Below are 23,401 nucleotides of genomic sequence, written 5' to 3'. Positions count from 1 at the left end.
CACCCTGCCGGCCCAAGCAATCACTAGTATAATCAAATCAAGCGCTTAGGGCGAATCCGTAGTGCGGCCTTTGGTAGACGTCGGGCTCGTGTTATGCGGAGTATCGGACGGGAGGAATTCGGTTCACGACACGGCAAATTTTTGTTTCCGCGCTCGGCGGTGGACGAGATTTGTTGCCCCAATTCCGGTATCCGCTCTCCAAAGCTCGTTCGATTTCTCAGCCGGAACACCCTTAACTGGCAGTGGAGTCAGAAGTTAGGTATAATCTGAGTCGCGCGTTCGTCTGGTCGTGACGTAGGAGCGGCGCAACAGACTATCTTTGAAGAAAACGGACGGCCCAAAACGCGCTGCCGATTGGTCCGTCAGGAAGAAACATGGCGCGGCTCGAAATTGCATCCCAGGGTCAGACCCACGTCGTCGCCTTCCATGCGCCGCAGATTACCATCGGCCGGCAGGAGGGCAACGACATTGTGCTGGCGGATTCGAAGGCCTCGCGCCGGCACTGCGTCATCGAGCAGAAGAACGGCAACGTTCAGCTTCGAGATCTGGATAGTCATAACGGCACCTGGATCGGCGAGAATCGAATCGTCGAGGCGACGCTGCGCATGGGCGAAGCCTTGCGGATCGGCGACACATACATTCGATTGCTGCCCGACGAGGGCCAAGTCTTCGAGGTGGACGATCAGGCGGTGGTCACGACCGAGGAGGACGTCGAGGTTGAATCGGACGAGGAGGAAGTCCCGTCAAGGTCGCGATTTGATGCCCCGGCGAAGGCAGCAGCGCCGCGCCGCGATGTTCGGCCCCCAGCTCGCGCCGGAGGGGCCGGCGTTCCGCTGACGGGCGGGCCGCTCGCCCGCCAACTAGCGTCGTTGATGCAGGCGTGTCAGGATGTCCCCGAGCCGCCCGACGCGCCGCAAAGCCCAAAGGACATCCGCCTGCTGAACCGCAAGTCGGAACCGATTCTTCAATCCGGTGACACGGCGACAAAATCCGCTGAGGCCCTGGACATGCTTCGGCAGCTACTGTTCGTGGCATTTCGCACGCGGGCGACGGATATCCACATCGAGCCGAAGGCGGAGGTGTTTGCCATCCGGTTTCGCATCGATGGATTGTTGCACGCCGTCGGTGAGATCACCTCGAAGATCGGGCTGACGATTCTCAACGTGATCAAAATCCTGTGCCAAATGGATATCGCCAAGCGGAGCGTGGTCCAGGAGGGCAATTTCGCAGTGGAATTGCCCAGCCGGCGCGTGGATTTTCGCGTCAACCTGACGCCGTCCGTGCACGGGCAGAAGCTCGCGCTACGCTTTCTGGACAAGGGGTCGGTGCCCAGCCATTTCGAGAATCTCGGGATGGACCTCGACGCGGTATCGGAGCTGATGCGAATCTGCGAACAGGACGCCGGGATGATCATCCTGGCCGGTCCGACGGGCAGCGGAAAGACCACGACCCTTTATACGGCGCTGCACAGCATTGACTCCGCGTCCCGGCACATCGTGACGATCGAGGATCCCGTCGAATACGAAATGGCCAACACGACACAAATCACGATTGATCCGCTCCACAATCTCACTTTTGCGTCGGTCCTTTCGTCCGTTCTGCGTCAGGACCCGGACGTGATTCTGGTCGGCGAGATTCGCGACGAGGAAACGGCGCGCATGGCGATGCAGGCGGCGACCACCGGCCACCTGGTCTTTACGACGATTCACGCCCGCGACACGGTCGGTACGGTGTTCCGGCTGTTGGATTTGGGCGTGGAGGCTTTTCTGGTGGCGAACGCCCTGACGATGTGCATCTCTCAGCGCTTGGTTCGCGTCCTTTGTCCCGAGTGCAAACGACCCTACAAGGCCGACTCCGCGCTCATCCGCCGGATGAAGCTGGAGGGCCGGCCGTTTGGATATTTCTACGAGGCCGTCGGCTGCAAACGTTGCATGAATACGGGGTATCGCGGGCGGATGGCCCTCTTTGAGATTCTCCGTTTTACCCCCCAAGTTCGGGACGTGATTCTGGGCGGGCCGACCATTGCCGACCTTCGCAAGGCCGCGGGTGAGTGGATGTTTCATACGCTGGTCGACAGCGGCTACAAGAAGGTCATCGACGGCGTGACCACGGTACAGGAAGTCGAGCGCGTGTCGTCCACGGGCTAGGCGAAGTCGGGGACACTCAGTTTTACATGGCGCTCGTCAATCATCCGGATAGTCTTCGCGAGACCGCCATCGCTCTTGCGGAGATCGGCGGGCAAACGGCCGCGCGATTCTTCGGCAAGGTAATCGCCACCCGAAAGTCCGACGACAGCCCCGTGACGGAGGCCGATCACGCGGCTCAAGAAGCAATTTTGTCGGCGCTGTCCCATCGACATCCGTCGCATTCGATCGTCGTGGAAGAGGACGTGCTTCGGCCGGATCGCCATGCCGCGTTGACGGCGAGCGAGTACTGCTGGATTGTCGATCCGATCGACGGGACCCGGAACTTCAGCCGCGGCGTCAAGGTTTACGCGACCAGCATCGCCGTCATGCATGGCGGCCGACCTGTTGCGGCCGCGATTTACGACGCGACCGCCGATATCGTGTTTTCGGCGTCCCTTGGCGGCGGGGCGTATCGCGGACAAGAGCGGATCCGGTTGCGCGATCGACCGATCGATCGCGACACCACTGTAGCGGTGGGTTCGTTCCGGCGGCGCAGCGTGCCTCAAGCCGTGCGTGGGTGGTTGGACCATTTTCTGCTCCGAAACTTCGGTTCGACGAGCCTGCACTTGGCCTGGGTGGCGACCGGACTGGTCGACGCGGCCTATTCGGCCGAGTGCAAGCTTTGGGATATCGCGGCGGCGGCGCTTTTGATCGAAGAGGCGGGAGGCATCGTGAGCGATCACGCAGACCAATCGATCTGGCCGGTCGATCCTGGCGAGTATGAGGGTCAGGACTTACCGGTCTTAGCCGGCACAAAGACGATGCATGGGCATCTGGTTACGTCGTTGCGCGTGGACACACAGCCGCTGCCTACAGGACTTGGGTAATTGAGCCCGACTTTTGCGGACTTAAAGCTTGACTGAATCGGACGAAATGTGAAGAATAGAGAGGAACCTTCTCTGGGAGGGACGTTCGGTCTGCGCCTAATGAGAGTTCTATTCTCGGGGGGAGTGTGGTCGCGCTCCCTCCAGCCTCGCATTACCGCAAGTCTCCCGTTTGTTGAATGAGGGTAATCATGAAGCGTTCAGCGCTTTTGGTGGTTATTGGCATGCTCGGACTCGGTGTTGTCGCCGCCGTCGTGGCGGACGACCGCGCAGGCCGCGTGGAGCTGGTGAATCCTGAGGGCATTCGACCTGGCGCTTTGGTCTACGTTGAGCAGGGGCCCGCGGTGCGCGGAACCGTCCATGTCGATGGCAGCGAAGCCGAACTTCCGAGCCAGACGGTTATTCGGCCGATGTGCGGCAGCGATACTCAGAACATCACCCCTGCGGACCTTGTTCGATGGCGTGCGGCCCAGCTCGACGCCTTTTCCGGGAAATATCCGATTACGGTGTTGGATACGCCGCGGCCGCGCGGCGTCGGCGCGAACTTTATCTTCAATCTCTCGGGAAACGTTCCCCCCTCGGCCGCCACCGCGCTGACGGCCGTTGAGGCCTACCTGGAAAACCAGTGGGTGGACCCCGTCACCATCTCGATCAACGTGGATTTTGCGAGCATGGGTGGCGGCGTTCTGGGTGCGACGGGCAGTGATTATGTCTCGGTCGGCTATTCAACGGCGCGGACGGCCCTTATCAACGGTCAGGATCCCGACGACACCCTTCAAGATTTCCTTCCCGTCGGCGTCACGATTCCGGTGCGTTATGACGGCAATACCGGCGTCGTGACCAACGAGGGGACCGTTTTTGTGACCGAGGGAAATTACAACGCGGCGATCGGAAACGTGGGCGGCGTTCATGCCTCCATGACCTACAATAGTGATTTCAATTTTGACTTTGATCCTTCGAATGGGATTACCGGCGGGTTCTATTGTTTCCAATCGGTCGCGGTCCACGAAGTGGGCCACGCGATGGGGTTTACCTCCGGGGCGGATTTTCGAACGTCGGACATCGAGATGCTCGATCTGTATCGGTTCCAGAACACCGATGGCGGCGGCGATTTCAACCCGGACGACACGTCGGAATTCGGCGTGACGGCGCGGCTGGTGGACTTTAACGTGCCCGATAACGATGTGAACTCCGACCTGATTGTGATTGAGTATCCAATGTCGGACGGGAACCCCAACCAAGCCAGTCATTTTCGCGAACAGGCGCTCAATATTGGGATCATGGATCCGACATTTGCGTCCGGTGTAACTTTTTCGCCCAATTTCTATAAGTCGGCGGATCGCGCCATGTTTGACGCGATCGGCTGGGACAACACGGCGAGCCCGCCGGATGTGTCTCCGCCGGAACCGGACCCCATGACGTTTGAGGCGCCGCCGGCCGCGGCAGGCACGACGTCGATTTCAATGACGGCAACGTCCGCGCTGGACGATACACCGCCGATTCAATACATGTTTCAATGCACCAGCGCGACGCCGGGCGGGACGAGCAGCTTCTGGCAGGTCGGCGTCGGATACACGGACACGGGCTTGCAGGCCAATACGCCGTATTCCTATCGCATCGCCGCGCGCGACAACGTGGGAACGCCGAACCAGACCGCGTTTTCGCCGGACGTGAATGTGTCGACTGCGATCGAGACGCCCCAGAGTCTGGCGACCGGCGTGGTCGGCGTGGATTTCATCGAGCTGGTGGCCTTGGGGACGTTCACGAACCTTACTGAGGGCCAGTCGGGGTTGTATTTCGACTCCCTGACGCCCGGCGGCGACACGGGATTGAATGTCTGGGTTCAAGGCACGATGGCGACGGCCACGGGCCTGCTGCCGGACACGGACTACGAGTTTGTGGTCAAGGCGCGGAACCGCGATGGCGTCGAGACGGCGTTGTGTGCCCCGGTTTCGATTCATACGTTCTGGGTGGCCGGCGACTGCAACAACGACCTGGAGTTCACCGTGGAGAGCGATCTGGATTGCATCGTGGAGGTCTTGTTGAACAACGACGCCAGCCCACCGCCCGAAGCCCACCGGATCGACCTGAATTACAACGAGATCACGGATGGCGAGGACATCCAGTTTATCATCGATTGCCTGCAATTCGGCGGGTGCTAACGGATGGCGCCCCTCATTGACCATTGACGGAGTTTCGGTTTATGCCCGAAGAAAGCGTTCCGGCTCAGTGCGCGAATTGGAAATGGGTTCTGGTTGCGGCCGCTTTTGTCGGGGCCGGTCTCGCACTTTCGCATACACTTCAGGCGGGTGAAGCACCGGAGTCCGCGTCCGACGAACCGTTGCAAACAGCGCAAGTTGACGTTCAATTCGGCGCCGGTCAGCCGCCGGAGTTTTACGAGCAGAACTTCGGTCGCCCCGATCCCAACCAGGGCCCGGTCATTGCCTGCTTCGCCCAAGGGACGGACGAGCGTGTCGTGGCCCATTTCAACGAGATGCTTTACGTTGAGCCGACGGATCGGTATCAGCTCACGAGTCGATGGACCGGCGCGCAGGGAACGCCCCGCGCGTTGACCTGGAGCTTTGTGCCGGATGGACTCAGCATCCCCAGTGGGATCGGCGAGGCGGTCGCCAATAGCGACCTCTTTGCCCGGATGGATGCACTTTTCGCAGCGCAAGGTGGCCGGGCAACCTGGATCAATCGGTTCCAACAGAGCTTCGATCGCTGGGCGCAAATCTGCGGGACGTCGTATACACGGATCACTGTCGGAGGAAATGACTGGGACGATGGGGCGGCGTGGGGCTCTGCCGGATCCGTGGGATTGCGCGGGGACATTCGCATTTGCATGAAGAATCTCGACGGAGCCAATGGAGTGCTGGCGTATAACTTTTTCCCATCAGGGGGGTTGGCCCCGGGTGACATGGTTCTTGATCGGTCGGAAGGTTGGGGATCCTCCAGCAATCAACACCGCTTCCTGAGAAACACGGTCATGCACGAACACGGGCATGGTTTGGGTATCCTCCATGTATGTCCCATCAATGGAACCAAACTCATGGAGCCCTTCCTCAATACCGGTTTTGATGGTCTGCGCCACGACGACATACGCGGCGGGCAGCGCCATTACGGCGATATTTACGAAAGTAACAATACGGCGGGCACGGCGACCAATATCGGGACGCTCATCATCGGAACGCCGATCAACCTCGGCGCGCTGCCGGCTCCGCCCGCCGGAACCAACCCGGCCAACAGCTCCACCCTGAGCATCGACGCCAATGCCAAGAATGACTATTACCGGTTTCATGTCGATACGCCGGTCCTGGCGACGGTGACCGTCACGCCTCAGGGGCTGACCTACCTGAATGCGGCGCAAAACGGTGATGGGTCTTGTCCGGCCGGAACCAATGTCAACAGCCTCGCCATCGCCGACTTGGTGGTCGAGATTCGCGACACCAACGGCGTGACGGTTCTGGGAACGGCCAATGCGACCGGTGCAGGTTCAGCGGAGACGCTGGCCAACGTGAATTTGCCGATCGCCGGCGACTATTACGTTCAGGTCTTGGAAAACAACACGCCGACGGAGTCGCAGCTTTACACGATGAGCCTCTCGGCGGCCGCCAGCTGCCCGGCTATTACAGTTGATCCCGCGTCGCTTCCGAACGGTACGGTCAATGCGGCGTACAACCAGGCATTATCCGCATCGGGCGGGACCGGGCCTTATACCTTTGCCGTCACCAGCGGTAGCTTGCCCGCCGGCCTTTCGTTGTCATTGGCCGGCATTATCTCCGGCACTCCGATCGGCCTGTTTGGGCCCTCCAACTTCACCGTCACCGCTACCGACAGCATCGCCTGCACCGGCAACCGGGCGTACTCGATCACGATCGATTGCCCGGTCGAGGATATTTCTCCTGCGTCGATTCCAGATGCGGCCATAGGGGTGGCGTACAATCAGGTCCTTTCCGGCGTGGGCGGCATCGCCCCCTATACGTTTATCCAGTCAGGTGGCATCTTGCCCTCCGAATTGAGTGTGAGCGCCGCCGGTGTGATTTCCGGTACACCGGTCGATGCGATCGGGCTCTTTAATTTTGATGTTGAATCGACGGACGCGGCCGGCTGTACGGCAACCCGATCCTATTCGCTCAATATTGCCTGTGGTCTCCTGGGTGACGTAAATAACGACGGTTTCGTCGACAGCCTCGATATTCAAGGTTTCACGGATTGCGTTCTTGGATTTGGATCTTCTCCCGGCGACTATTGCGGCTGCGCCGATATGGACCAGAACGGCCTCGCCGAGGAGTTGGACATGGAAGCGTTCGTGGACGTGCTTGTGCCGTAAAGTCAGAGATTTGCAATCCGGCGGGTGCTGACATACTACGCACTCCCAGTGACTTTGATGGAGATTCGTTCTATGGCTGAGGAAACGATGCTGGCTCATCGCGCAAAGTGGATATTGGTGTTCGCCGCGGCGGCGTTTGTAGGCGCCGGACTCGCCCTGTCGGGCACGCTCCTGGCCGGTGACCCGCCGGAATCGGCAACCGTTCACGAAGACCTGGCGGAGGCCGGGCTTCAAATCGGCCCGGGACAACCGCTCGAATTCTACGAGCAGTCCTTTGGCCGGCCCGATCCCGATCAGGGCCGGGTCATTGCCTGTTTCGCCCAAGGGACCGACGAGCAGGTCGTCGCATACTTTCACGAGCTTCTTCAAGTGGAGGCGGGCGAACGCTATCAAGTGTCGGGCCGATGGTCGGGGGCGCAGGGAACCCCCCGCGCGCTGACGTGGAGCTTCGTTCCGGACGGGTTGTCGATCAGCAACGGCGTCGGAGAACCGGTCGCCCCCAGTGAGCTATTCAGCCGCATGGACTCGCTTTTCGCGGCGCAGGGCGGCCGCGCCGCATGGATCAACCGGTTTCAGCAGTGCTTCGATCGCTGGGCTCAGCTCTGCGGGACGTCGTACACGCGGATCACTGTCGGCGGCAACGACTGGGATGATGGGGCCGCATGGGGGTCCGCCGGGTCTGCTGGATTGCGCGGAGACATCCGCATCTCCATGAAGAACATCGATGGTGGCAGCGGGATCCTGGCCTACAACTTTTTCCCATCCAGTGGCGACATGGTCATCGACCGCTCGGAAAACTGGGGCTCCACAACGAATCAGAACCGCTTCTTCAGAAACACGGTCATGCACGAGCACGGCCATGGACTGGGGATAGCACACGTTTGCCCGGTCAGCGGCTCGAAGCTCATGGAGCCGTTTCTGAACACCGGCTTTGACGGGCTGCGCCATGACGACGTTCGCGCCGGCCAGCGCCATTACGGCGACATTTACGAAAGCAATGATACGGCCGGAACGGCGGCCGCGATCGGAACGCTGGCCGTCGGTCCGACGATCAGCATTGGGGCGTTGCCGCCGCCGCCCGCGGGCACCAGCCCCGCAAGTACGTCGCTCCTCAGCATCGACGCGAACGGTAAGACCGATTTCTTCACGTTTCACGTCGACAGCCCCCTTCGCACGACGGTGACCGTTGCCCCGCAGGGTCTGACCTATCCCAGCGGCGGGCAGAATTTTGACGGCAGTTGTTCCGCCGGGACGAACGTCAACAGTCTCTCCCGGGCCGATCTGGGCGTTGAAATCCTCGCGACGGACGGCGTGACGGTGCTGGGAACGGCCAATGCGACGGGCGCGGGATCGGCAGAGACGCTGTCGCAGGTCGATCTTCCCGCGGCCGGAGACTATTTCGTGCGCGTGTACGAGAACGACAATCCGACCGAGGTCCAGCTTTACACCCTGAACCTCTCGGCCACGGCGGCTTGTCCGGAGTTGATCGTCGATCCTTCGGCGCTCGCGGACGCGTCGATCGGACAGCCCTTCAGCCAGGCGCTATCTGCAAGCGGGGGGACGGGACCGTACACGTATGCCGTAACGTCCGGCAGTCTTCCCGCGGGACTGACCTTGTCCGCAGGCACGCTTTCAGGGACGCCGACGGGTCCGGCCGGCCCGTCCAACTTCACCATTACGGCCACCGACACCGCGACGGCCTGCACCACCAACAAGAGCTATTCGCAGTTTGTAGTTTGTCCACCTGTAACTTTGACCCCGACCAGCTTGCCGCCGGGAAAACTCGGTCGATCGTACAACAAGACCCTTTCCGCAGGCGGCGCGATCGGCCCTTATAGCTTCGGGATTTCGGCCGGGGGGCTGCCGCCGGGACTTTCCCTTTCCGCCGAAGGCGTCTTGTCCGGTGTACCGCACACACAGACCGGAGTCTTCGCCTTTACAGTAACCGCCACGAGCGAATCCGGTTGTGTGGGCAGCCGGGCTTATTCGATCACCATCGGTCTCAAGGCCCTTGAACCGATTTGATTTGACGACGGTATCCGGCCGACAACACTGAGATCAGTCCGCGAGAGCCTGAGGAGGACTTTCGGACGCAGTTCGTCGGCGTTCCGCAAGGTCGATCGCGAGCCGGATGGCGGCTTTCATGGAGCCGGGATCGGCGCGGTTTTTCCCCGCGATGTCGTACGCCGTGCCATGGTCAACGCTGGTGCGGATGATAGACAGGCCCAGTGTGATGTTGACCGCTTCGTCAAACGCAAGCAGCTTGACCGGAATCAACGCTTGATCGTGATAGAGGGCGACGACGCCGTCGAACTCGCCGTGAGCGGCGCGCCAAAAGAGCGTATCGGCGGGGATCGGGCCGATCGCGTCGATGCCGTGTTGCCGGGCCATGTCGATGGCGGGCTCGATCACACGCGCCTCCTCGTCGCCGAATCGGCCGTTCTCTCCCGCATGGGGGTTTAAGGCGGCGACGGCAATCCTGGGGCGGGGAATATCGAACCAATCGCGCAAGGCCTGGTGGAGGAGGTCGATCGGCTGAAAGACGAGGCCGATGGTAAAGGAATTGCGCAGTTCAAACAGGGGCTGGTGAATGCTGGCGAGGGCGACCCTGAGAGGCCCGCCGACGAAGAGCATGGTGACGCGTCGCGCTTTAAGCCGTCGGGCCAGGAGTTCCGTGTGGCCCTCGAACTCGATGCCCGCCATTTGCCAAGCCGTCTTATTTATCGGTCCGGTCACGAGCGCATCGATCGCGCCGCCGCGGGCGTCGCGGATCGCCTCTTCGAGGAAGCGCAAGGAGGCGCGGCCCGATTCGGCGGTGGGCTTTCGCGGAGGGCGGCCATCGACAAATTCCTCGTCGAAATCGGCGATGACGACGCCGCGGGCGAGGGCCCTGGGTTCGTCATGAGGCCGGCGCGACCAGTAAGGGGTGAGTTCGGCGAGATCGGCGGCGTAGGCGATCGTCTCGTCCAAACCATAGAGGATGAAGTTCGCGCGGTTGCGGAGCGACTCATCGGCCAGGGCCTTGACGATGACCTCTGCGCCGATGCCCGCGGGATCGCCCATGGTGATCCCGATCGTGGGTAGAGGGGTGTCGCCGGCCGGTGTCGCGTCGTCGATCATCGTTGTTTTCTCGGCGGCGTCATGCGAAACCCTCTTGTCGCAATTTCTCCAGCGTCAGCGAACCACCCATCGTTCCGGGCGCGCCGACGACCGATTCTAGGTAGTGGACCAGGGTGCGGGCGAGGATGTCGGTCTCGATATTGACGCGGGCGCCGGCCTTTTTCCGGCCGAGCGTGGTCCGGGCCAGTGTCGTGGGGATCAGGGCAACGCTGAATGCGTCTCTTTGCACGGCGGCAATGGTCAGCGAGATTCCGTCGATGGCGATGGAGCCCTTGGGGACAATGTAGCGCAGCGCTTCGGCGGGCGGTCGGAACCACCAGAGGGCCTCGGCGGGCGACTCTTCGACGCGAACGACCTCGGCGACGGCATCGACATGGCCCTGGACGAAGTGACCGTCGATGCGGTCGCCGACGGCCAGTGATTTTTGCAGATTGACACGGTCGCCGGGATGAAGGGTTCCAAGTGTCGTGCGGCGCATCGTTTCGGCGATGACGTCGAAGGAGGCCTCGTTTTCGTCCGCGCGAGTCAGCGTCAGGCAAACGCCGTCGATGGCGACGCTGGCGCCTTGCGTTACGTCCCGCCAATATCCGGGCGCGCGAATCTCCAGCTCACTCCCGCCGGCGACAATGTGGGCGTCTTGGACCGTCCCCAGAGCTTCGATGATGCCGGAAAACATGGTCAGGCTCGTTTCCGCTTCAGATTCATGCCGCTATGGTACGGGGGGCATTGGCAAAGGCCAAAAACGGCGGATCGTCGGCGCGCGTAACCGCTGACATCGATTGGTTGTGCCCTGAGCAATTCATTTCTAGTGCAAACGACCGAAAAACGGCACGGCGAAACGGCGCCATAGTGGGTGGCGCGATGGATTGGCGGAACGGAAACGCTCGGCACTCGCCCACCCTAGGCGAGGGCTCCGACGCAGTGGGGACACCGCGGCCGGGCGCTACGACTAGTTGACGCCAAAGGCTTGTTCGAGGACCTGTTCGAGGTCTTCGGGGTCGGCGTTGTCGGGGTCGACGTTGCCGAAGGCGTTGGCGAGTTCATCGAGACCGACGGGGGGGTCGGTGTCGGCGTTGGCCACGAGGGCGTCGAGGTCTTGTTGCGTTTCCACCTCATTGACGTCGAGGAAGTTAACGAGGGCCTCGGCCTGGGCCTCGTTCAGGGGCTGCAGAGCAAAGTTGGGGTCCTGCGATTTGAGCAGCGCAATGGCGGCTTCGCTGAGCGAGCGGATCTCGCTGGCGGTCAGGGCGCCAATCTGGCCATTGGCCAGTTTGGAGGCCGCACTGGCGAGGTCGGAGACGCCGCAGCCGGCGGACGCCGTGGCCAGGGTGGCGACGATCATCACGAGAACACGTTGTTTGCTTTTGAACATGGACCTTCCCCCTTTACGTTATTTCGGTTGGGTAATTCTGTAGGAAAAAAGAAGTCGCGGCCTTCGGTGACGCGCGGTCATGAGGATCGGTTTAGGGACGGTGCCACTCGGTTCACGGGACGTTGAGATTAAAGAGGAAGTCCACCAGCCGGTCGCCGCTGGAATCCTCGGGTGCACCGATTGCCGTGCGGATTTCCTCTTTTTTTTCGTCGTCGGTGAGGGTCTCGTCGTCCTGGATATCTTCCAGTTGTTCGAGCGTCAGGCCCGTCACCTCGTCTGGCAACGTCTGTTGCTGCAGGCGGTCGAAACCGCAGCCGCACCCCAGCCCGATCGTCACAAGAGCAAGTATAAGATACGTTCGCAGTCGGCAAGGCGTCATCGGAACCTCGTAAGGGCGCGCCCCCGCGCTAGGCGAGGATAACCCATCATATGATCGGTCGTAGCGAGGGACGACCATAAAGAAGCGGGCCGTCGGCGGGAGTTGCGCAAGTCGCGACTTTTGACGAGAAAGCGGCGCGACCTATAATCGGGCCCGGACGGCAGTTACGAGCCGGTTGGCCCTAAACGAGCTTGCCGCCGAGGCGGCTGTTCTCCGCAGGACAAACGATGCAAAACCGCGCGGGCCTCAGCCCTTCCACCTTCAATCCGCTCCGTCCCTTGCTGGTCCTGTTGGTTGTCTTGGTCAGTGCGTCGATGGTCGTTGCGGATGTTTCGACGCAGCCCGCCCCTCCCACCACCAGTTCCTCAGTGGAAGAGCCAGGGAAAGATCCAATCTCGTGCGAGGCGCTGGAGGAAAAAGCGGCCCATGCGGGGACGCCGGCGGCTCGTTGTGAGGCCCTGTTGGAAGCGGCGCGGTGCTTCCTCGATTCCCAATGTTCGACGGCGCTGTCGAAGGAGCTATGCGGAGAGGGCGATCAAGGAGTCTTGATGCGGGAGAGCGCGTCAAGGGTGTTGGGGCATCTGACCGCGGCGGAGAAGGCGTTGGCGGAGTCGGAGTTGGGGGAGGAGAGCGCGGAAGCGTTGAGGGCGTGCATCGATTTGATGCGGACCTTTGCGACGGTGTTCCACGCGCTGGGCAGCGCGCCGACGACGGGACCGGCGCGGGATGAGTTGCTTTCAGCGTGCAGCGGGTTGGCGGAGTATTTTGACGACTCGCGGAAAGGCGTGGCGGAGGCGGCAAAGCTCTGGCAGGGAGCGGCGTATCGTCGAGCCGGCCGCGCGGAGCGCGCGCTGCAGGTGCTGCGACCGGTACTGAGCGTTCCGGGGGCACGGCGGATAGGGTTGTGGGCGAGGATGGAACGATGCCGGGCGCTAGGGGACCAGGGGGATCATGCAGCAGCGGTGGCGCTGAACCTTCGGATTTCGGCACGGGTCGACGCGTGGTTCGAAGAGACCGATCCGACGACTCGGCGGCAGGCGGCAGACAGCGTTCGGTGGGTGCGCATTGAGTTGCTGCGCGATTGGGCGCGGCGTCTAAGGGAGGATGGTCTGGAGGATCGTGCGACGGAGGCGGAGGAAGATGCCAATCGGCTATTGGGGTCGGATCCATGGCCGCCGGGGAGCGATCGCTGGTTGAGTCTGGGGCCGCCGATTGCGGAATTGCCGGAGTGTCGTCTTGAGGCGACGAGCCGACCGGCGGAGGGGCCGTGATAACAGCCGAGTGCGGCTGTTCTCCAATTAGCCGAGTGGGTACTTAATTCTTCTGTGTGGTGGGTTTCTTGCCAGTGAGCTGGCGGATGCGGTATTCGTCGAGATGCGAGCCTTCGTAGGCGGCGACCCAGACGCCGGCGAGCATGGCTCCGCCTTCCAGCAGGCGATCTTCGATGAAGGCCTTTCCGGCGGAGCGCTCGAGTTCGCCCGTCTTCTCCAGCTCGTACAGGGGTTCGAGTTCTTGAAAGGTCTCTTCGAGGTAGCCGCAGATTTCGGGCCAGTAGTTTTTTGTTGAGACCGACTTCGGCGGGCGGGCCTTGGGGATCAGATCTTCCCTGGTGATGCGATGGAGTGCGATTACGCCGCCGTCGATGTAGGCGTGAAACCCGCGGTCCATGGTGTAGCCCTTGGGATTCGGGCCGACCCAGCCGTGATGGTGGCGGGTGATGTGGAGTGGCTGGCTGCCGTCGCCGACGAAGTGGCTGAGCACGCCCATTTGGTAGACGACGTTCTGACGGGCATTGTCGATCATTTCGTCGGTGACGTGTGAGCGATATTGCTCGTAAGTCTTGAGTGTCGTCCAGCTGGCGGCGAGCTTCCATTGCAGCTCGGCGATTTCCCAGGGCAACATGCCGGGGTTGAGCTGCGTGTAGTCTTTGTCCTTGGCGGCGTTTCGCGGCGGCTCCTTCACCTCGCCCGTGGCCCGCTTGGTGGCGAGCAGGTCGAGGAATTCGCGACGCAGGGGCGGAAGCGTCTTCAGCGTCAGACCGAAGGGCTCCAGGTCCTCTGCGTCGATGTAGTGATCCGGGCTATTATCATGATCGAGATGGATGTTGTGCTGACCACGCCAGCGATCGGGTTCGGACGAGAGATACTCCAGACGCGCGCGGACTTTTTCGGAGCGGAGCCAGTCGGGCATTTCGGGAGGGAGCTTTTCGTAGGCGACGCGGGTGACGATGATGTGGCCGTCTTCGTCCCAGGCGCGGGCAGGCGAACAAAGGGTGAACGTGAGTATGCAGATAGGTATCAGTGCGGATTCGAAAATGCGGCGGCGGCACATGGATTCGGTACTCCAGGCGGTGCGGTTGTACTGAAAGCGGGGCGCGATTCCGGTTCCGAAGGGCCTCGGAAGCACGGGCTAATCTTGACCCCTCCGCATCGTGGGGCTAGATTCTAACCGGTTTTGGGAAACATCTCACCCACGCACCTTGAAAGGAGCCTTTGCCATGGCCTTTGAACTTCCACCGCTACCGTACAAGTTCGACGCGCTCGCGCCGCACATCGACGCCAAGACGATGGAGATCCATCACGGCAAGCATCATCAGGCGTACATCACGAATGTGAACAAGGCCCTCGAAGGGCAGGCAGCGCTCGCGGCAAAGCCGGTCGAGAAGCTGCTCCGCGAGATCAAGGACGTGCCGGAGAACATCCGCCAGACGGTCATCAACAACGGCGGGGGGCACGCGAACCATTCGATGTTCTGGCAGATCATGGGGCCGAATTGCGGGGGCCAGCCGTCGGGCGCAATCGCCGACGCGATCAAGAGCACGTTCGGCAGCTTCGAGACGTTTAAGGAGAAATTCACCGCCGCAGCGACGACGCGCTTCGGGAGCGGCTGGGCGTGGCTGGCGGTCAAGGATGGCAAGGTTGAGGTCTTCAGCACGGGCAACCAGGACTCGCCTTACATGACCGGGCATACGCCGGTGCTGGGGCTGGATGTCTGGGAGCACGCGTACTACCTGAACTACCAGAACCGCCGGCCGGACTACATCACGGCGTGGTGGAACGTGGTGAATTGGAAGAAGGTGGACGAATACTTCAAGGCCGCGAAATAAAATCGTACAAGTCTTTTGTTGGAATACAGCCCTGGCTCCCTATGCCAGGGCTTTTTTTGTTTTGACGACCGGTTATCAAATCTCCGGCGAACTAGGTGACAGTGCCACATCCATGATGCCGGGGGCTTCCCAGGTCCAGCGGTTGTCGGTGGTCCAGCGGAGGGCGGCGAGCATGCCGGCATATTCGCAGGCGCAGCAGAGGAGTTCCTCGTTGCCGCAGGTACTGATGGACTCGCCAAAGACGCTGAGCGGGTGGGCGAGGGCCAGTTCGTGTTCGCGGCGGAAGTCGGGGTCTTGCGTGGCGCTCTTGTCGTGGCGGAGGCGCTGTTCGTGGCGGAGACGCCAGAGACCTCGCTGGACTTCTTCGAGTTTTTCGTAGACGTGCATAGGGCAGCGGATTCCCTGATCGGCCGCAAGCGGTTCGAACGAGATTGGCGTTTGCGGGTTTACGTGGGGGAAAAGCCAGCAGAGCGCCGTGAACTCGCCCCAGACCTGGCGGAGACGGAGGGTGATTTCTTCGGGCGAATAGTCTTTGATGATGTGGCGGTCGATCAGGATCTCGCGCATCTTGCGCACGGGACCGGGCGGCGGGGTTTGGATGTCGTGGGTGGCGGGGTCCTGACCGGTGCGCTTGCACCAGGCGACGCGGAGGGCGATGAGATTGGCCTGTACGGCCTGGGCGGCGGCGGCGATCTCGTCGATGCCGCGCGGCGACAGCGCAGCTAGTACTTCGGGCGTTTGCATTGTGCAATTGTAGAAGCGAACGGCTCGCTGTTATAGACGTCGAATGTTTAGCGCCTGATGTGACTCAAACGCCCCGGGGCCCCATTGCGGCGCGCTGTCGGCGGGGCCGGAGATTTCGTACTTCCACGACAAGAAACTCGTCCTGGCGGCTGTTGCGAAAACACCTGCAGAAGTGAGGACGAGAATAAGCCGCCAGCGATCGACAAGAATGGGCCAGCGTTTGGCAAGCGGCGAAAGAAGCACGGCATCGAGGGCAACGGCGGCGAAAACGTAGAAGACCGGCAGGATGGAGACGGCCTGCCGCGCGTAGCCGAAAAAGGCGATGGCGATGATCAATTTGTAGGCGATGATGGTCAGCCAAAAACTGGTGATTCGCCGGCGAAGGGCGAGTGCGATGCCGGCGGCGACGAAGGTGAGGATGAAGGTCGCCCAAATCTTGTGATTGGTAATCGGGGCGGTGAGCTGATCCACGGGGCGGCGGATTCCTTCTACACCTAATGGGAAATTCCAAACCGTGAATCCCTGGGAGGCCCCTTCTGCGAAAAAGAGTAGTTTCTTATAGAACAGCTCGACAGCGTCGCGTGGGTGGTCGAGGAGATAGCGCATCCCTACGGCGTAGCCTTCCTGGTAAAGGCGCAGGTGCCACGGACTGCCGAAGGCGAGGACGGAGGGGCCGGAGGTGCCGAGGAGGGCCGTGGAGAACCCGCCATCGGCGTGTTCGTTGTTGGCGAGTGCGAAGCAAAGCGGTCCTTGATTGCTGACGAAGACAAAGGGGGAAATCGGCTTGGGGATGTATCCGGCGTCACTAAAGAACGATTGGACGAATTCGCGGTCGACGTGGGCAAGCCGTTTCTGTTGGGCGAGATAGGTGATGTATCGCCAGTTTCCCTCACGGGCGAAGGCGGGAAGCGCGCGGAGGAAATCCGCCGCGTCCATCGTCCAGGGGACTTCGCTGCGGGCGTAGTCGATGGGCTGCGCCTCGACAGTATTGAAGCGGAGGAGCGCCCGTGCGCTGCGGATGCTCCAAGGAAGCGGGACCAGAAAGAAGCAGACCACGGCGACGGCGAGAGGAATCGCGATTCGCCTGGGATGTGCACCGGCGGATTGCGGATCAGGCTTGATTGATCGCCGGCGGAGCGCGAGAAAGCCGAGGAGCAGGACGACCAGCAGGGTGTGTTCGGGGCGAAGGAGCACCGCAAAGCCGTTGCACAGCCCCCACAGTACCGCCTTTGCGACGCTTGGGGCGGTGAGGATCGAATTCGTCACGATGATGGTGATGAGCAAAAGCAGCGTGTAGGGCGTCTCGTTGTTGAGCGAGGTGGACTGGACGATCAGGCCGAACGAAGCGGCGGACAACAGGCCCGCGAGTGCCGCCACACGCAGGCCGAAATGCGGACGCGCCGCGACGATCGTGAGGGCGCAGCTCAGGGCGCCGAGCAGGCACCAGATTACTTTGGCGGCGAGGAAATAGCCGTGGGATTCGTGATTTGGCAACCACGATAGGAGGTACGCAACGCCGGGCGGATGGACCGGAAGATCGAATTCAAAAGGTTGTCCGATTAGCAGCGCGTCCGCGAATCGCGCCCAAAGCGGCGCATCGCCTTCGTAGGCGACGCTGTGCGGCCATGCACGGTCGGGCGAAGCAATGAGGTAGCTCAATCGCGCAGCAACAGCCGCCACCAACACGACGAATGAAATGAAGCGAAGTCGTCGATCATGGCGATGGCGACCTTCCGGCGAGATTTTCATCAATTATGGGCCTTCAAGGCTGGAACTTTAACAGCCTGCGCCGTAAAATGCGTAGCGTAAGTCCTCTCTGAGAAGAATTCAGGGTGGGGATCGACCCGCGGATCGCGGGTTTCTTTATTTGGGAGCACACGATGAAACGATCGGCAGGGGCGGGATTTCTCCTTATCGGCATTTTTACAGGTTGGGCGAACACGTCTGCGGCCGAGCCGGTGCCGAGCGCCCCGACGACGAGCGTCGAGACTGCGCAGGCCGCGGTGGAGGCGTTTACTCGGGCGTTTCCAGATGTTCAATTGACCCGATCGGAGTCGCGCATCACGTCGATTCACGGATCGGTGTTTGCGCAAGGCGACGGGGCCGAGTCGGCGGCCGCGCAATTCCGGACGGCGTACTCGCAGATGTTTGGCGTGGCGGCGGAGGACTTGGTTCCGCAGAGTCTCCTGGCGGATCGGCGCCACACTCAGCCGGTCATGTTTGATCGGGCGACCGGGAAGTTCAAGTTCACGCTGGTCTATTACTCGCAGGTTCGGGGTGGTCTGCCGGTGTTCCGCGGCGAGCTTCGTCTATTGGTGCGCAATGAACCGGGCAATCCGGTCGTGTGGGCGGGGTCCAACTTGCGGGATTTGGGCGGGTTTGCCGTGCCGCGAGCGGCGGTGGTCCAAGCGGAGGCGGCGCGCGCGGCGGCGATCGCCCTGTTTCCCAGATTGACGAATTTTACCGCGCCGAAGCAGGTGATCTGGGCGGGGAACGATGAAACTGTGGTGCCGCCGGCGTTAGCGATTGAGTTTGTCGGTGCATCCGCCGACCAGTTTTCGCCGCAGGGCTACGAGAAGTGGTTGTTCATTGCAGATGCGCAGTCGGGGGCGATCCTGTATCAAGAGGACCTGGTCCTGGAGACGGACGTTAACGGAAACGTAAGCGTGATGGCGAGCGAAGGCGACGCGGCGGATTCTTGCGAGAATGAAACGCTGGTGCCGATGCCCTATGCGCGGGCCAGCATTGGGACGACGCATGCGTTCGCCAATGTGAACGGGGACTATACGATTCCCAACGCGGGGACAGCGGATGTGCAGGTCGATTCGCTGATGCGCGGCCAACGATTTATCGTCGTGGACCAGGCGCAGGCGGCCGAGGCGCTCTCCCAGACGGTGACTCCGCCGGGGCCGGCCGATTTTGTACACAATGCGGCCAACGCGAGTGAATTCGTGCGGGCCGAGGCCAACGCCTACGTTCAGGCGAACATCGTTCGCGATTTCGCGCTGGCGTATAATCCGTTTTATCCGACGATTTCGACGCAGTCGAACTTTACCGTCAACGTCAACATTGCGACGACGTGCAACGCGTTTTACAACGGGAGCTCGATCAATTTCTATCGGGCCGGCGGGGGCTGCGCGAATTCGGCGTTTTCGAGCGTCGTGCATCACGAGTACGGCCATCATCTGGTGCAAGTAGCGGGCAGCGGCCAGGACCAGTACGGCGAGGGCATGGGCGATTGCATGTCGATGCTGATCGCCGACGATCCGGCTCTGGGCAAGGGGTTTAACAACAATTGCAACGCGGGGATTCGCAATGCGGTCAATTCGTTGCAATACCCGTGCGGCGGCGAGTCCCACTTCTGCGGCCAGTTGATCTCCGGATGCGTCTGGGAAACGCGAAACGCCCTGGCGGCATCCAATCCCGTTACGTACCGCGATATCATTGCCGACCTCACGGTCAACAGCATTCTCATGCACACCGGATCGTCGATTACGCCGCAGATTCACATCGATTTTCTGACGCTGGACGACGATGACGCCAACCTGAGCAACGGGACGCCGCATTGTCCGGAGATTTTTGAAGGCTTCGATGCCCATGGCATGGCCGCGGCGCAGTATGGCCCCCTGACATTCACGCACCCGATCGGCCTTCCGCAATTTGTTCCCCCGAGTCAGGCGAGCACGGTTCGGTTGGATGCCGCCGCCGCATGCCGGCCGCCGATTCCCGGATCGGGGACGATCAGCTATCGGATCGGGAACATCGGGCCGTTCACGACGGTCAGCATGAACGAGATCAACCCCAATGAGTACGAGGGGTTGCTTCCGTCGGCCGCGTGTACGCAGGAAATTCAATATTACTTCAGCGTGGACGCCGTGGACATCGGGACCGTCACCGATCCGACCAATGCGCCGGCAGTCGTGTATTCGACCACCGCGGCGCTCGGGGTCAGTACGTTCGTCGCGTACGACTTCCAGGCGAATCCCGGTTGGACGGTTTCGGGAAGCGTGGTCGATGGCCCTTGGGACGCCAATCCCGCGACGCCGATCAACTGTGGTCGGGGGGACCCAACATCCGGATTCGGCGGTTCGGGTCAATGCTGGATGACGGACAATAACGCGCTAAACAGTTGCAACTCCGACGTGGATGACGGCACGACCACATTGACTTCGCAAGTCATTGATTTGTCGAGCCTGAGCGATCCCCGAGTCAGCTATGCGCGGTGGTACTCGAACACGTTTGGCGCGCTGCCGCAGGCCGACGTGTTGGTGGTGGAAGTCTCAAGTAACGGAGGAGGCTCCTGGGTGAATCTTGAGACGGTCGGACCGACGACCGGTTCGCCGAATCCGGAAGTCGATGGCGGGTGGTTTGTGAAGACCTATCGGATCGCCGATTTCGTGGCCCTCACCAATCAATTCCGAATCCGGTTTTCTGCGTCAGACCTTCCCCTGAACGGGAGCGTCGTCGAGGCGGCGATCGATGAATTCACCATCTTTGATTTTGTCTGTCCGCCGCCCTGCGCCGGAGCGACGGGTGATCTCGATGAAGACACTTTTGTGGACGGCCGGGACCTGCAAGTCTTTGTCGATGCCATGCTTGGGTCACCCACGGCGGCTCAAATCTGTGCAGGTGATTTCAACGTTTCGAGTAACTTGGAGGCCGGCGACATTGACGGCATGGCGTCCGCGCTCTTGGTGCCCTGACACAGGACGATGCAGGGCTTCCCAACCCACTGATAGCATGGCCGGGCGGCCCAGGTACCTGATGCGCGCGAGTGGCGTTTTTCAGGGCCCCAAGCTGGTTTTTTCTGGGATGTTGCAGGGTCCCCAAGCCGCGCCGGCACAGTGAGTTCGGGTATCGAGCTTATTCGCCGTTACTTTCAATATTGACCGCCGGGGTCAGCCTCAAACCGGAAATCGTTTCCTTTTTCCGACCGATATCACTTGACCGGGGCTTGGGGCTTTGGATACGATAGACGAAGCCGTTAACTCGGCGAGCCAAGCCCGGAGATAGAAGCACCATCCCTGACCGCCCCGCTTCTTGAAAAATGAATGATAGGCCTGCGACCGTCTAAGTATGCGCGACCGCCCGGTTTACGGTTCGCGTTGCGCGTTGCGCGCAGTCGGGTCAAACATAGACAATGTGTGGGTGATGGGAGTTGATGGGGATCGTTGAATATTTGGTCGAGCCGAATGGATTGAGCGACAACGTCGAACAAGGAGTCTGGACTGATGACGAGGCGAAATACCATTGCCGTGATTGCAGGACTTTGTGCCTGTTGGGTTTGGGCCTTCAGCGCGATGGCGGAGACGCCGTCGGCCGGCAAGGCCTCCCTGCCAAGCAAGCCCGTTAGAAACAACTTTGCGAAGAGCAGTATTCAATCTGCCGCGTCCAAAAGCGCCGAGACGCCGCGTGATCGTGCGTGGAGCGTTTCTTCGGTAGCTGAACCGGTCATTGAGACCTGGTATCCGGTCAATCCTGCGCCGCCCGGGACTGAGCAGGCAGGCTTGCGGGGAGGCTCCCCGCCGGCGGAGTGCGTCTTTGAGCCGTGCGAGACGGCGATCTATCGCAACGACAACATCTCGGGTTTCTCGGTGATCGTTCGCAGTGACCTGGGGACGGACACATCTTGTGATGATGTCAGTCTGGTCGGAACCGACCGGTTCCTGTGTTCGGTGCTCGTCAATCTCGGCGGCCTTGCCGGCAGCGGAGATCCTGACTCGGCGACGCTCACGCTTCATAGCGGAAACCAGACGCCCAATTGCCCGGACGATCCAGGGTCTGCTCTACTGTACTCGGCGACGAAGAACTACCCGCTTAACAATCCGGGTACGACCGTGACATTTGACATCTCCCCGCCGCTTTTGGTGGACGAGAATTTTCTGTGGGTTTGTATCACCTCATCCAATGTTGATTCGGCATGGAGCATTGCCGGCAATACCATTGATGGGGGAGATGTCGGCAGCACGGTCGATTCCTTCCTTCGCCCCAACAACGATGGGACGTGCGGGGGTCAGGATTATCGATCATTCGGCGGCAATCCGTATTCGGGTATGGCCATTGAAATCCGGGCAAACCCCGGTCCTCCCGGGGCCTGTTGTAATCGGGACGTGGTTCCGGCCGTGTGCACGGACGACATCCTGCGCGCGAACTGCGTGAACAACCTGGTCAACATCTGGAAAGAGGGCTTGTGCGCGGACTTCGATGATACGAATCCGGTCTGCACGTCGTGCATTACCCTGGCGGAGGCGTGCGCGGGGGCCACGACGGAGAATGAGCCGAGTTGCGGGGCCGGCTATCAGGATTCCTTCAACAGCGGCTGCCTGGCGGACAACGTCGGCGGCATCATCAGTTTCTCGCCGATTTCCTGCGGCGCGGCGGTGTGCGGCTTTTCCGGCAACTACCAGTCCTTCTGCACGCAGGACAGCGAGTGCGCCTCGGGCGTACTTTGCGTGAGCAATGTGTGCAACGGCGAAAACGATTCACGCGACAACGACTGGTATGAGCTGACGCTCACGGCGGAGCGCGAGGTGACGTGGACGGTAACGTCGCGCTTCCCTTATGAAATGTCGTTGATGAATAACGGCGGGGATGATGAAACTTGCACGTTCACAACGCGTCAGATCGTGGCCGGCAAAGCGTGTGAAACGAAGACCATCACCGAGTGCCTGCCGGCCGGTGCCTGGTGGCTGCGCGTGCGTCCGAGCACGTTCCTCGGAATTCCCTGCAATTCGGCGTACCGCATCAGTGTCGCGTGTGCGAGTCCTTGTGCAGAACCACTCGTCTATGCGGCTTGTTGTGATGCCAGCGAGGCCGGTTGTTTCGAGAGGCCCGAGAAGGCCTGTACGCCCCGCGGGGGGACATGGCTGGGTAGTCTTGATCCGCCCTGCAATTCCTGTGCGGACACTTGCGCAGACGTTTGTCCGGGCGTCCCGGTCAATGATGAGTGCATTGATAAGTTGCAGTTGACGGGCGTGGCGGTGATGAAGACGTTCGACACGTCGTTCGCGACGGACACGGATTTCGACGCGACGCCGGGGACGCCGGACACGCCGCCGACCTGCTCGGTGGGCGCACCGCCGAATCCTCAGCCGCAGATGCGCGAGGACATTTTCTACAACTACACGATTCCGACGAATCTGGCCGGGGTGGCCTACAATGCCGCGATCCTGTCGATCAGCATGGCGGGCTCGGAATTCGATGGTTTCATCGCGGTCTATGGCGATGTCGGCGGCACGGCCGGCACGCAGGTCTGCAACTGCACGGACGGCCAGATCGAGTGCAACGACGACATCCTGTTCAATTCGGAGAATCCCTTCTCGTTCAACGCGGCCCCG

16 protein-coding genes are annotated in these 23,401 nt (G+C 61.2%); 9 read left to right on the top strand and 7 right to left on the bottom strand.

Annotated features, from left to right (window positions below; all coding sequences use genetic code 11):
* Window positions 1–374 precede the first annotated feature (374 nt).
* The 5 genes from VJZ71_07045 to VJZ71_07025 all read left to right on the top strand — a co-directional run bounded on the left by VJZ71_07045 (window position 375) and on the right by VJZ71_07025 (window position 9,368).
* The gene (locus VJZ71_07045; GenBank protein HKQ47807.1) at window positions 375–2,147 is read left to right on the top strand and encodes an ATPase, T2SS/T4P/T4SS family; all 1,773 of its coding nucleotides are present in this window, start codon (window positions 375–377) and stop codon (window positions 2,145–2,147) included.
* Between the two features lie 26 nt (window positions 2,148–2,173).
* A complete protein-coding gene (locus VJZ71_07040) occupies window positions 2,174–3,013 on the top strand; it encodes an inositol monophosphatase (GenBank protein HKQ47806.1) in 840 nt (279 codons plus the stop codon).
* 188 nt (window positions 3,014–3,201) lie between these two features.
* Complete coding sequence (locus VJZ71_07035; GenBank protein ID HKQ47805.1) at window positions 3,202–5,172, top strand: NF038122 family metalloprotease; 1,971 nt, start codon at window positions 3,202–3,204, stop codon at window positions 5,170–5,172.
* 41 nt (window positions 5,173–5,213) lie between these two features.
* On the top strand, window positions 5,214–7,343 hold the full coding sequence (locus VJZ71_07030) for a putative Ig domain-containing protein (GenBank protein ID HKQ47804.1): 2,130 nt from the start codon (window positions 5,214–5,216) through the stop codon (window positions 7,341–7,343).
* A gap of 72 nt (window positions 7,344–7,415) precedes the next feature.
* Window positions 7,416–9,368 (top strand): putative Ig domain-containing protein, encoded by a 1,953-nt coding sequence (locus tag VJZ71_07025; protein HKQ47803.1) that lies wholly within the window; start codon window positions 7,416–7,418, stop codon window positions 9,366–9,368.
* 33 nt (window positions 9,369–9,401) lie between these two features.
* Here the strand turns inward: VJZ71_07025 and pdxA are convergent, their stop codons facing one another.
* From pdxA to VJZ71_07005, 4 genes are all read right to left on the bottom strand, one after another.
* On the bottom strand, window positions 9,402–10,463 hold the full coding sequence (pdxA, locus tag VJZ71_07020) for a 4-hydroxythreonine-4-phosphate dehydrogenase PdxA (protein ID HKQ47802.1): 1,062 nt from the start codon (window positions 10,461–10,463) through the stop codon (window positions 9,402–9,404).
* 19 nt (window positions 10,464–10,482) lie between these two features.
* The gene (locus tag VJZ71_07015) at window positions 10,483–11,139 is read right to left on the bottom strand and encodes a riboflavin synthase (protein ID HKQ47801.1); all 657 of its coding nucleotides are present in this window, start codon (window positions 11,137–11,139) and stop codon (window positions 10,483–10,485) included.
* A gap of 273 nt (window positions 11,140–11,412) precedes the next feature.
* On the bottom strand, window positions 11,413–11,835 hold the full coding sequence (locus VJZ71_07010; GenBank protein ID HKQ47800.1) for a hypothetical protein: 423 nt from the start codon (window positions 11,833–11,835) through the stop codon (window positions 11,413–11,415).
* 112 nt (window positions 11,836–11,947) lie between these two features.
* Window positions 11,948–12,214 (bottom strand): hypothetical protein, encoded by a 267-nt coding sequence (locus tag VJZ71_07005; protein HKQ47799.1) that lies wholly within the window; start codon window positions 12,212–12,214, stop codon window positions 11,948–11,950.
* Window positions 12,215–12,441: 227 nt separating this feature from the next.
* On the opposite strand from VJZ71_07005, the gene VJZ71_07000 reads away from it, so the two are divergent.
* On the top strand, window positions 12,442–13,485 hold the full coding sequence (locus tag VJZ71_07000; protein ID HKQ47798.1) for a hypothetical protein: 1,044 nt from the start codon (window positions 12,442–12,444) through the stop codon (window positions 13,483–13,485).
* Between the two features lie 43 nt (window positions 13,486–13,528).
* Here the strand turns inward: VJZ71_07000 and VJZ71_06995 are convergent, their stop codons facing one another.
* Window positions 13,529–14,545: a hypothetical protein gene (locus tag VJZ71_06995; protein HKQ47797.1), complete on the bottom strand. Its 1,017-nt coding sequence runs from the start codon at window positions 14,543–14,545 to the stop codon at window positions 13,529–13,531.
* 166 nt (window positions 14,546–14,711) lie between these two features.
* Between VJZ71_06995 and VJZ71_06990 the strand changes: the two genes are divergently transcribed.
* Entirely contained in the window at window positions 14,712–15,320 is a 609-nt protein-coding gene (locus VJZ71_06990) for a superoxide dismutase (GenBank protein HKQ47796.1), read from the top strand.
* A 75-nt stretch (window positions 15,321–15,395) separates the two neighbouring features.
* Here the strand turns inward: VJZ71_06990 and VJZ71_06985 are convergent, their stop codons facing one another.
* Both VJZ71_06985 and VJZ71_06980 read right to left on the bottom strand, forming a co-directional pair.
* Window positions 15,396–16,064, bottom strand: coding sequence for a hypothetical protein (locus tag VJZ71_06985; GenBank protein HKQ47795.1), 669 nt, complete (start codon window positions 16,062–16,064; stop codon window positions 15,396–15,398).
* A gap of 30 nt (window positions 16,065–16,094) precedes the next feature.
* Window positions 16,095–17,813, bottom strand: coding sequence for a glycosyltransferase family 39 protein (locus VJZ71_06980; GenBank protein ID HKQ47794.1), 1,719 nt, complete (start codon window positions 17,811–17,813; stop codon window positions 16,095–16,097).
* Window positions 17,814–17,944: 131 nt separating this feature from the next.
* Between VJZ71_06980 and VJZ71_06975 the strand changes: the two genes are divergently transcribed.
* Window positions 17,945–20,767: a hypothetical protein gene (locus VJZ71_06975; protein ID HKQ47793.1), complete on the top strand. Its 2,823-nt coding sequence runs from the start codon at window positions 17,945–17,947 to the stop codon at window positions 20,765–20,767.
* Between the two features lie 528 nt (window positions 20,768–21,295).
* A partial coding sequence (locus tag VJZ71_06970; protein HKQ47792.1) for a hypothetical protein occupies window positions 21,296–23,401 on the top strand: 2,106 nt, incomplete at its 3' end.

It is taken from the genome of Phycisphaerae bacterium (assembly GCA_035275405.1).
In the GTDB taxonomy this organism is placed as follows: Bacteria; Planctomycetota; Phycisphaerae; order UBA1845; family UTPLA1; genus DATEMU01.
The sequence above is the reverse complement of the archived record's forward strand: the minus strand, read 5'-3'. Positions and strand labels throughout refer to the sequence as shown.

Excerpts from the sequence above, each read along its gene's own strand:
- VJZ71_07045 (HKQ47807.1), top strand. The coding sequence starts at position 375 with ATGGCGCGGCTCGAAATTGCATCCCAGGGTCAGACCCACGTCGTCGCC.
- VJZ71_07040 (HKQ47806.1), top strand. The coding sequence starts at position 2,174 with ATGGCGCTCGTCAATCATCCGGATAGTCTTCGCGAGACCGCCATCGCT.
- VJZ71_07035 (HKQ47805.1), top strand. The coding sequence starts at position 3,202 with ATGAAGCGTTCAGCGCTTTTGGTGGTTATTGGCATGCTCGGACTCGGT.
- VJZ71_07030 (HKQ47804.1), top strand. The coding sequence starts at position 5,214 with ATGCCCGAAGAAAGCGTTCCGGCTCAGTGCGCGAATTGGAAATGGGTT.
- VJZ71_07025 (HKQ47803.1), top strand. The coding sequence starts at position 7,416 with ATGGCTGAGGAAACGATGCTGGCTCATCGCGCAAAGTGGATATTGGTG.
- pdxA (HKQ47802.1), bottom strand. The coding sequence starts at position 10,463 with ATGATCGACGACGCGACACCGGCCGGCGACACCCCTCTACCCACGATC.
- VJZ71_07015 (HKQ47801.1), bottom strand. The coding sequence starts at position 11,139 with ATGTTTTCCGGCATCATCGAAGCTCTGGGGACGGTCCAAGACGCCCAC.
- VJZ71_07010 (HKQ47800.1), bottom strand. The coding sequence starts at position 11,835 with ATGTTCAAAAGCAAACAACGTGTTCTCGTGATGATCGTCGCCACCCTG.
- VJZ71_07005 (HKQ47799.1), bottom strand. The coding sequence starts at position 12,214 with ATGACGCCTTGCCGACTGCGAACGTATCTTATACTTGCTCTTGTGACG.
- VJZ71_07000 (HKQ47798.1), top strand. The coding sequence starts at position 12,442 with ATGCAAAACCGCGCGGGCCTCAGCCCTTCCACCTTCAATCCGCTCCGT.
- VJZ71_06995 (HKQ47797.1), bottom strand. The coding sequence starts at position 14,545 with ATGTGCCGCCGCCGCATTTTCGAATCCGCACTGATACCTATCTGCATA.
- VJZ71_06990 (HKQ47796.1), top strand. The coding sequence starts at position 14,712 with ATGGCCTTTGAACTTCCACCGCTACCGTACAAGTTCGACGCGCTCGCG.
- VJZ71_06985 (HKQ47795.1), bottom strand. The coding sequence starts at position 16,064 with ATGCAAACGCCCGAAGTACTAGCTGCGCTGTCGCCGCGCGGCATCGAC.
- VJZ71_06980 (HKQ47794.1), bottom strand. The coding sequence starts at position 17,813 with ATGAAAATCTCGCCGGAAGGTCGCCATCGCCATGATCGACGACTTCGC.
- VJZ71_06975 (HKQ47793.1), top strand. The coding sequence starts at position 17,945 with ATGAAACGATCGGCAGGGGCGGGATTTCTCCTTATCGGCATTTTTACA.